Here is a 7,875-nt window from a genome sequence, read left to right on the forward strand (position 1 = left end):
ACAGGAGGCACTCGGTTGTTGTACGGCACGATGAAGGTTGCCATCGGGGGACCGCTGAAGGTCGCCTTCAGGCCCTGGGTGGAAGGCCTGGAGAACGTTCCGGCCGAGGGTGCCGCCATTCTGGCGAGCAACCACCTGTCGTTCTCGGACTCGTTCTTCCTGCCCGCGGTCCTCGACCGCAAGGTCACCTTCATCGCGAAGGCGGAGTACTTCACCACGCCCGGCGTGAAGGGCCGGCTCACCGCGGCCTTCTTCAAGGGCGTCGGCCAGCTCCCGGTGGACCGCTCCGGCGCGCGCGGCGCGGGCGAGGCGGCGATCAAGAGCGGGATAGAGGTCCTGGAGCGCGGTGAGCTGTTCGGCATCTACCCCGAGGGCACCCGCTCGCCCGACGGCCGCCTCTACCGGGGCAAGCCCGGCGGCCTCGCCCGCGTGGCCCTCGCCACCGGCGCGCCGGTCCTCCCCGTCGCGATGATCGACACGGAGAAGATCCAGCCGCCCGGGAAGGTCGTCCCGAAGCTGATGCGGCCCGGCATCCGCATCGGCAAGCCCCTGGACTTCAGCCGCTACCAGGGCATGGAGCACGACCGGTTCGTGCTGCGGGCGGTGACCGACGAGGTCATGTACGAGATCATGAAGCTCTCCGGCCAGGAGTACGTCGACATGTACGCCACCGCCGCCAAGCGCCAGATCGCGGATGCCGCGAAGGCGTCCAAGGAGGCGGAGAAGGCGGAGAAGGCGGAGAAGAAGAAGGCCGAGTCCTAGGCCCGGCAGCCGGGGCAGGGGGGTGGGGGGACGTGCCGAGGCGCGAGAAGGTCATGCGGATGTCGGTCGAGCTGCCGCTGTGGCGTGCGCTCACCGGCTACCGGGTGCTGACGATGCTGTACGCGATCGGTCTGTGCGCCACCGCGTACGACCAGTTCGTCCGCCCCTGGATCGCGATCGCCTACTACGTCGTCCTGGCCGGGTGGACCCTCGCCACCCTGCCCCGGGTGGCGAACGCGGCGAGCTGCACCAAGCGTTTCCTCGCCGCCGACCTGACGATCGCGCTCACCGGCATCCTGCTCACCCCGCTCGCCGACAACCACCACCGGATCGTCGAGGGCGGGCCGACGCTGCCCTCGATATGGACCGCCGGATCGGTGCTGGCCTTCGCGATCAAGGGCGGCTGGCGCTGGGCGGCCCTGGCCTCCACGCTGGTCGCCGTCGCCAACCTGATCGAGCGCGGCCGTCCGGCCCGCGACACCGTGCACAACGTGATCCTCGTGTGGGTCGCCGCCATCGCCATCGGCTACGTCGTCGAGGTCGCCCGCGCCTCCGAGCGCACCCTCGCCCGCGCCCTGGAGATCGAGGCCGCGACCCGGGAGCGGGAGCGGCTGGCCCGGGACATCCACGACGGCGTGCTCCAGGTGCTGGCCATGGTGCAGCGGCGCGGTGCGGTCATCGGCGGCGAGGCGGCCGAGCTGGGCCGCATGGCGGGGGAGCAGGAGGTGGCGCTGCGCACGCTGGTCTCCGGCGGCCTGGTGCCCGTCCCGCGCGCCTCCGAGGACCCGGCCGAGGGGGCGGTCGTACGGGCGGTGGACGAGCCGGACGACACCGGCGGCCCGGTCGACCTGCGCTCGCTGCTCGCCCCGTTCGCCGGCGCCCGGGTCAGCCTCGCCGAACCCGGTGCCCCGGTACCGCTGCCGCCCGGCGCGGCACGGGAGCTGGCCGCCGCCGTCGGTGCCGCCCTGGACAACGTCCGGCGGCACGCGGGCGAGGAGGCGCGGGCCTGGATCCTGGTCGAGGACGAGCCGGACGAGGTCGTGGTGACCGTACGGGACGACGGTCCCGGCATCCCGGAGGGGCGGCTCGCCCAGGCCGAGGGCGAGGGGCGGCTGGGGGTGGCCCTGTCCATCCGGGGACGGCTGCGCGACCTCGGCGGCAGCGCCGAGCTGCTGTCCACTCCGGGGCAGGGCACGGAAGTCGAACTGAAGGTACCGAAGGACCACAAGGACCGGCGGGTCTCCCGGGGGAAGGCGGACAGGCGATGACGGAGCAGCGGGACCCGATCAAGGTCATGGTGGTCGACGACCACCCGATGTGGCGCGACGCGGTCGCCCGGGACCTGGCCGAGTCCGGCTTCGAGGTGGTCGCCACCGCCGGGGACGGCGAACAGGCGGTGCGCCGCGCCAAGGCCGCCGCGCCCGACGTCCTCGTCCTGGACCTCAACCTGCCCGCCAAACCGGGCGTCCAGGTCTGCAAGGAACTGGTGGCCGCCAACCCGGCGCTGCGCGTGCTGGTGCTGTCGGCGAGCGGTGAGCACGCCGATGTCCTGGAGGCGGTGAAGTCCGGCGCGACCGGCTATCTGCTGAAGTCGGCGTCCACGGAGGAACTGCTGGACGCGGTGCTCCGTACGGCGGCCGGCGACCCGGTCTTCACGCCCGGCCTGGCCGGTCTGGTGCTCGGCGAGTACCGCCGGCTCGCCTCCGAGCCCGCCCCCGCCCCGGACACCGACGAACCGAAGGCGCCCCGGCTCACCGAGCGCGAGACCGAGGTGCTGCGGCTGGTCGCCAAGGGCCTGAGCTACAAGCAGATAGCCGAACGCCTGGTCATCTCGCACCGCACGGTGCAGAACCACGTCCAGAACACCCTGGGCAAGCTCCAGTTGCACAACCGGGTCGAGCTCGTGCGGTACGCCATAGAGCGCGGACTTGACGACGAGTAAAGCGAAAGCCCGGCGGTTCACCGGAATTGCCCTTCCCGCCTCTCGCTGTGTGACGCGCATCACGGCTACCGTGACTCTGCGTCAGGCAACCGCTGCGAAGGGACATTTCCATGCGGGTAGGAGTACTGACCGGAGGCGGCGACTGCCCCGGGCTCAACGCCGTCATCCGGGGCATCGTGCGCAAGGGCGTACAGGAGTACGGCTACGACTTCGTCGGCTTCCGGGACGGCTGGCGAGGGCCTCTCGAGGGCGACACCGTTCGCCTCGACATTCCCACCGTGCGGGGCATCCTGCCCCGCGGCGGCACGATCCTCGGCTCCTCGCGGACCAACCCCCTCAAGCAGGAGGACGGCGTCCGCCGGATCAAGGACAACCTCGCCAAGCAGGAGGTCGAGGCGCTGATCACGATCGGCGGCGAGGACACCCTCGGGGTGGCCGCGCGGCTGTCCGAGGAGTACGGCGTGCCCTGCGTGGGCGTGCCCAAGACCATCGACAACGACCTCTCCGCCACCGACTACACCTTCGGCTTCGACACCGCGGTCGGTATCGCCACCGAGGCCATCGACCGGCTGCACACCACCGCCGAGTCCCACATGCGGGTCCTGGTCTGCGAGGTGATGGGCCGTCACGCCGGCTGGATCGCCCTGCACTCCGGGCTCGCGGGCGGCGCCAACGTCATCCTCATCCCCGAGCAGCGCTTCGACCTCGACCAGGTCTGCGCCTGGATCACCTCCCGCTTCAAGGCCTCCTACGCCCCGATCGTCGTGGTCGCGGAGGGCGCCATGCCGAAGGACGGCGACGTGGTCCTCAAGGACGGGTCGCTCGACTCCTTCGGACACGTCCGGCTGTCCGGGGTCGGCGAGTGGCTGGCCAAGGAGATCGAGAGGCGCACCGGCAAGGAGGCCCGCACGACCGTGCTGGGGCACATCCAGCGCGGCGGCACCCCCAGCGCCTTCGACCGCTGGCTCGCCACCCGCTTCGGCCTGCACGCCATCGACTGCGTCCGCGAAGGCGACTTCGGCAAGATGGTCGCCCTGCGCGGCACCGACATCGTCCGCGTCCCGATCGCCGAGGCCACGGCGAAGCTGAAGACGGTGGACCCGGCGCTGTACGCCGAGGTCGGCGTCTTCTTCGGCTGACGCCCCACGCCGCCGCGGCCACCGCGGCGGCGTCGGGGAGCCGTTCCGGTCACATCTCGCGCACCAGCGGCACCCGCAGCATCTCCGTGACGATCGCCGCACCGTTCAGCGTCAGCACCGACTCCGGGTGGAACTGCACCGAGGCGAAGCCGGGACCGCGCAGCGCGTGCACCTCACCGTTCGCGGCCCGGCTCACCTCGACCCGGTGGGCGGTCAGTCCGGCCGCCGCCTCGTCGTCGCAGCGGGCCACGAAGCTGTTGTAGAAGCCGACCGTCTCCTCCCGCCCGAACAGGTCGACCGTCGTCTGCGCTCCCTGGTACGGCACCTCCTTGCGGACGATCTCCAGCCCGAGCTCGGCCGCGATCAGCTCGTGCCCGAGGCAGACGCCGAGCAGGCCGTGCCGGTGCCCCCGGACCACCTCGGCGGTCAGCTCCCGCAGGAACCGCATCTTCGGGTCGGCGAGATCCGAGGGGTCACCGGGCCCGGGGCCGAGCACGACCGGCCCCTCGTGCGCGAGCACCGCCGCCCGCATCCCGGGCTCGTCGTACCGCCGGACGGTCACGTCCAGCCCGCCGGAGCGCAGCACGTGCGCCAGCATCGCCGTGAACGTGTCCTCCCCGTCGACGACCAGGGCGTGCCCCGTCAGCTCCTGCGACGGCTCCTGCATCCGCAGCCAGAAGGGGGCCAGCGCGGACCGGCGCCCGTCGAGCGCGGCCCGCACGCGGGGGTCGTCGGCGAGACGCGGGCGCGCGGACTCCTCACCGGGCCTGGCGGGACGAACGCCCAGCGCCGCCAGGACGCCCGCCGCCTTCGCGTGCGTCTCGGCGACCTCGCCCGCCGGGTCCGAGCCGCGGACCAGCGTGGCGCCGACCGGGACGCGCAGACGGCCGTCGCGGGAGATGTCCGCGGTGCGGATCAGGATCGGGGAGTCCAGGGTCTGGGCGCCCCCGGAGTCCCGGCCGAGCAGGGCCAGCGCGCCCGCGTAGTAGCCCCGCCCGCCGACTTCATGGCGCTCGATGACCCGGCACGCGTTCTGCACCGGGGAGCCGGTGACGGTGGCCGCGAACATCGTCTCCTTCAGCACCTCCCGCGCATCCAGGGAGGACTTCCCGCGCAGCTCGTACTCGGTGTGCGCGAGGTGCGCCATCTCCTTCAGCCGGGGGCCGACCACGACCCCGCCCATGTCGCCGACGGTGCACATCATCTTGAGCTCCTCGTCGACGACCATCGACAGCTCCTCGGTCTCCTTGCCGTCGGCGAGGAAGCCGAGCAGGTGCTCGGGCGTGGGCCCCTCGGCGGGATAGCGGTACGTCCCGCTGATCGGGTTCATGACGACGGTGCCGCCGGACATCCGGACGTGCACCTCCGGGCTGGCGCCGACCAGCGTCCGCCCACCCGTCTCCCGCCGCCGCCCTTCCAAGGAAGGCCCTTCGGGCCCTTTTTCATCTCCGGTGTGCACGACGAACGTCCAGTAAGCGCCCCTCTCGCCCTCCAGCAGCCGCCGGAACAGCGCGAGGGCGTCGCCTCTGGAGAACCCGGGGAGCTCACCCTCGTACGTCCGCCGGATCACGAAGTTGGCGCCCTCGCCCCGCCCGATCTCCTCGCGCAGCACACGCCCGACGATCTCCGCGTACTCCTCGTCGGGCACGTCGAAGCCGCCGCCCTCGACGCGCACGTCGTGCGAGGGGAGCTGGTCCAGCGCCTCGGCGAGCGGGATCTCGTACCGCTCCTCGGGCATCAGCACGGTGAGCGGTGTGCCGTCGTCGCGGACGTCGAAGCCGCGCTCGCGGATCTGCCGGAACGGCACGAGCGCGAGGCCCTCGTCGGGCAGGTCGGCGAGGCGGTCGCAGGTGGTGACCGGGCCGACGAGCACCTCCACCGTGCTCTCGTCGCGGCCGGGCGTGCGGCGGCGCAGCAGGGCGAAGGGGCGGGACTCGTGCGGGAGGTCCTGGAGATTCATGGGTCGTCCTTCTCGACAGGGAGGAACGACCCCGGAAACGCCGAAGGCCGCCCCTCGGGCGGCCTTCGCGAAGTCTTGCGTACGCGCAGTCAGTGGGCCGCCGGATGAGCGGTCCACCACCAGTTCTGGGTCGAATGCGCGAACATGCCGGGAACCCTACCGCACCGCCCGCCCGTCCGTACCGTGATCGCTCCGTCTCACTAGTCGGGCCGGAGGAAAATCGCTCGACTCGACCCCGTAATGTTTACGGGGTGACCGTGAACGCTAAGACCAGCGCGAGCGCTGGCAACACCTGGCGAGACCTGCCCGCGGCGCAGCAGCCCGACTACCCCGACGCCGAGGCTCTGCGCGCAGCGATCGCGGACCTCGAGTCGTATCCGCCGCTCGTCTTCGCGGGCGAGTGCGACCAGCTGCGCGCCCGGATGGCGGCCGTCGCCAAGGGAGAGGCGTTCCTCCTCCAGGGCGGCGACTGCGCGGAGGCCTTCGACGCGGTGTCCGCCGACCACATCCGCAACAAGCTCAAGACGCTGCTCCAGATGGGCGCCGTCCTGACGTACGCCGCGTCCGTGCCCGTGGTGAAGGTCGGCCGTATCGCCGGCCAGTACTCCAAGCCGCGCTCCAAGCCGACCGAGACCCGCGACGGTGTGACGCTGCCGACCTACCGGGGCGACTCCGTCAACGGCTTCGACTTCACCGAGGCCTCCCGCGTCCCCGACCCGGAGCGGCTGAAGCGGATGTACCACGCGTCCGCCTCCACCCTGAACCTGGTGCGCGCCTTCACCACCGGCGGTTACGCCGACCTGCGCCAGGTGCACGCCTGGAACCAGGACTTCGTGAAGTCGTCCCCGTCCGGCCAGCGCTACGAGCAGCTGGCCCGCGAGATCGACAACGCGCTGAACTTCATGCGGGCCTGCGGGACCGACCCGGAGGAGTTCAAGACCGTCGAGTTCTTCTCCTCGCACGAGGCGCTGCTGCTGGACTACGAGTCGGCCCTCACCCGGGTCGACTCCCGCACCGGTCAGCTGTACGACGTCTCCGGGCACATGGTGTGGATCGGTGAGCGCACCCGCCAGCTGGACGGCGCGCACATCGAGTTCGCCTCGAAGATCCGCAACCCGATCGGCATCAAGCTCGGCCCGACCACGACGGCCGAGGAGGCGCTCCAGTACATCGAGCGCCTCGACCCGGACCGCGAGCCGGGGCGCCTCACCTTCATCGTCCGCATGGGCGCCGACAAGATCCGCGACCGGCTGCCCCAGCTCGTCGAGAAGGTCACGGCGTCCGGCGCGACGGTGGCCTGGGTGACCGACCCGATGCACGGCAACACCTTCGAGGCGGCCTCCGGGCACAAGACCCGCCGCTTCGACGACGTGCTCGACGAGGTCAAGGGCTTCTTCGAGGTGCACAAGGGCCTCGGCACCCACCCGGGCGGCATCCACGTCGAGCTCACCGGTGACGATGTCACCGAGTGCGTGGGCGGCGGCGACGAGATCTTCGTCGACGACCTGCACCAGCGTTACGAGACGGCCTGCGACCCGCGTCTGAACCGCAGCCAGTCCCTGGACCTGGCGTTCCTCGTGGCGGAGATGTACCGGGACCAGTGAGCGACCTGGGGCGCGGATCACACTCGGTCCGCGCCCCTCCCCCTGTTGCGGGCTCCACATGACGGGTAAGGTTAGGTTTGCCTCACCGAATAGAACGGGATGGCAGTAGGACAGTGATCCCGTCGGGAGGTGAGTCCGCGTGTACGTCTGTAGCTGCTTCGGCATCACAGAGGCACAGGTCAAGCAGCATGCGGAGGACGGTGCCGGCACCCCCCGCCAGATAGCGTCGGCCTGCAAGGCCGGAACGGACTGCGGCTCGTGCGTCCGCCGCATCCAGGCCATCCTCGGCCGCGGCGCCTGTCCGCGCCGGGAGTCGGCCGACCAGGGCCGGCCGGTACTGACGGAACTCCCGGACGCCGCCTAGCTTCCCTCCCTAGTGCCGCGACAGGCAACGTTCGCCCCGTCGCGACGCCCGGCACGCTCCCCCACTGCCTCAAGGGCGTGGGAGGTGCCCCCACTCGCCGCACC

At 71.5% G+C, this 7,875-nt stretch carries 8 protein-coding genes; 6 read left to right on the forward strand and 2 right to left on the reverse strand.

Features of this window, described 5'->3' with window-relative positions:
* Positions 1-30 precede the first annotated feature (30 nt).
* The 4 genes from ABZ915_RS45990 (at position 31) to ABZ915_RS46005 (ending at position 3,843) form a co-directional block, all read left to right on the forward strand.
* A complete protein-coding gene (locus ABZ915_RS45990) occupies positions 31-762 on the forward strand; it encodes a lysophospholipid acyltransferase family protein (protein ID WP_361816577.1) in 732 nt (243 codons plus the stop codon).
* Between the two features lie 32 nt (positions 763-794).
* The gene (locus ABZ915_RS45995) at positions 795-2,030 is read left to right on the forward strand and encodes a DUF5931 domain-containing protein (RefSeq protein WP_361816580.1); all 1,236 of its coding nucleotides are present in this window, start codon (positions 795-797) and stop codon (positions 2,028-2,030) included.
* The gene (locus tag ABZ915_RS46000; RefSeq protein WP_361816583.1) at positions 2,027-2,704 is read left to right on the forward strand and encodes a response regulator transcription factor; all 678 of its coding nucleotides are present in this window, start codon (positions 2,027-2,029) and stop codon (positions 2,702-2,704) included. The genes ABZ915_RS45995 and ABZ915_RS46000 overlap by 4 nt, the downstream gene beginning before the upstream one ends.
* Positions 2,705-2,814: 110 nt before the next feature.
* Positions 2,815-3,843: a 6-phosphofructokinase gene (locus ABZ915_RS46005; RefSeq protein WP_361816585.1), complete on the forward strand. Its 1,029-nt coding sequence runs from the start codon at positions 2,815-2,817 to the stop codon at positions 3,841-3,843.
* Between the two features lie 49 nt (positions 3,844-3,892).
* Here ABZ915_RS46005 and ABZ915_RS46010 read toward each other — a convergent pair whose 3' ends face one another.
* The gene (locus ABZ915_RS46010; RefSeq protein WP_361816588.1) at positions 3,893-5,803 is read right to left on the reverse strand and encodes an anthranilate synthase family protein; all 1,911 of its coding nucleotides are present in this window, start codon (positions 5,801-5,803) and stop codon (positions 3,893-3,895) included.
* Positions 5,804-5,892: 89 nt separating this feature from the next.
* Complete coding sequence (locus tag ABZ915_RS46015; RefSeq protein WP_071528813.1) at positions 5,893-5,949, reverse strand: trp operon leader peptide; 57 nt, start codon at positions 5,947-5,949, stop codon at positions 5,893-5,895.
* 105 nt (positions 5,950-6,054) lie between these two features.
* On the opposite strand from ABZ915_RS46015, the gene ABZ915_RS46020 reads away from it, so the two are divergent.
* Together ABZ915_RS46020 and ABZ915_RS46025 are read left to right on the forward strand one after the other, a co-directional pair.
* Positions 6,055-7,407, forward strand: coding sequence for a class II 3-deoxy-7-phosphoheptulonate synthase (locus tag ABZ915_RS46020; protein WP_361816590.1), 1,353 nt, complete (start codon positions 6,055-6,057; stop codon positions 7,405-7,407).
* 139 nt (positions 7,408-7,546) lie between these two features.
* A complete protein-coding gene (locus ABZ915_RS46025; protein WP_361816593.1) occupies positions 7,547-7,771 on the forward strand; it encodes a (2Fe-2S)-binding protein in 225 nt (74 codons plus the stop codon).
* Positions 7,772-7,875: the final 104 nt, after the last annotated feature.

Origin of the sequence: Streptomyces sp. NPDC046915, from assembly GCF_040644935.1 — a bacterium.
Taxonomy (GTDB): domain Bacteria; phylum Actinomycetota; class Actinomycetes; order Streptomycetales; family Streptomycetaceae; genus Streptomyces.

Coding starts and splice junctions, on each gene's coding strand:
- ABZ915_RS45990 (WP_361816577.1), top strand. CDS start 31: ATGAAGGTTGCCATCGGGGGACCGCTGAAGGTCGCCTTCAGGCCCTGG.
- ABZ915_RS46000 (WP_361816583.1), top strand. CDS start 2,027: ATGACGGAGCAGCGGGACCCGATCAAGGTCATGGTGGTCGACGACCAC.
- ABZ915_RS46005 (WP_361816585.1), top strand. CDS start 2,815: ATGCGGGTAGGAGTACTGACCGGAGGCGGCGACTGCCCCGGGCTCAAC.
- ABZ915_RS46010 (WP_361816588.1), bottom strand. CDS start 5,803: ATGAATCTCCAGGACCTCCCGCACGAGTCCCGCCCCTTCGCCCTGCTG.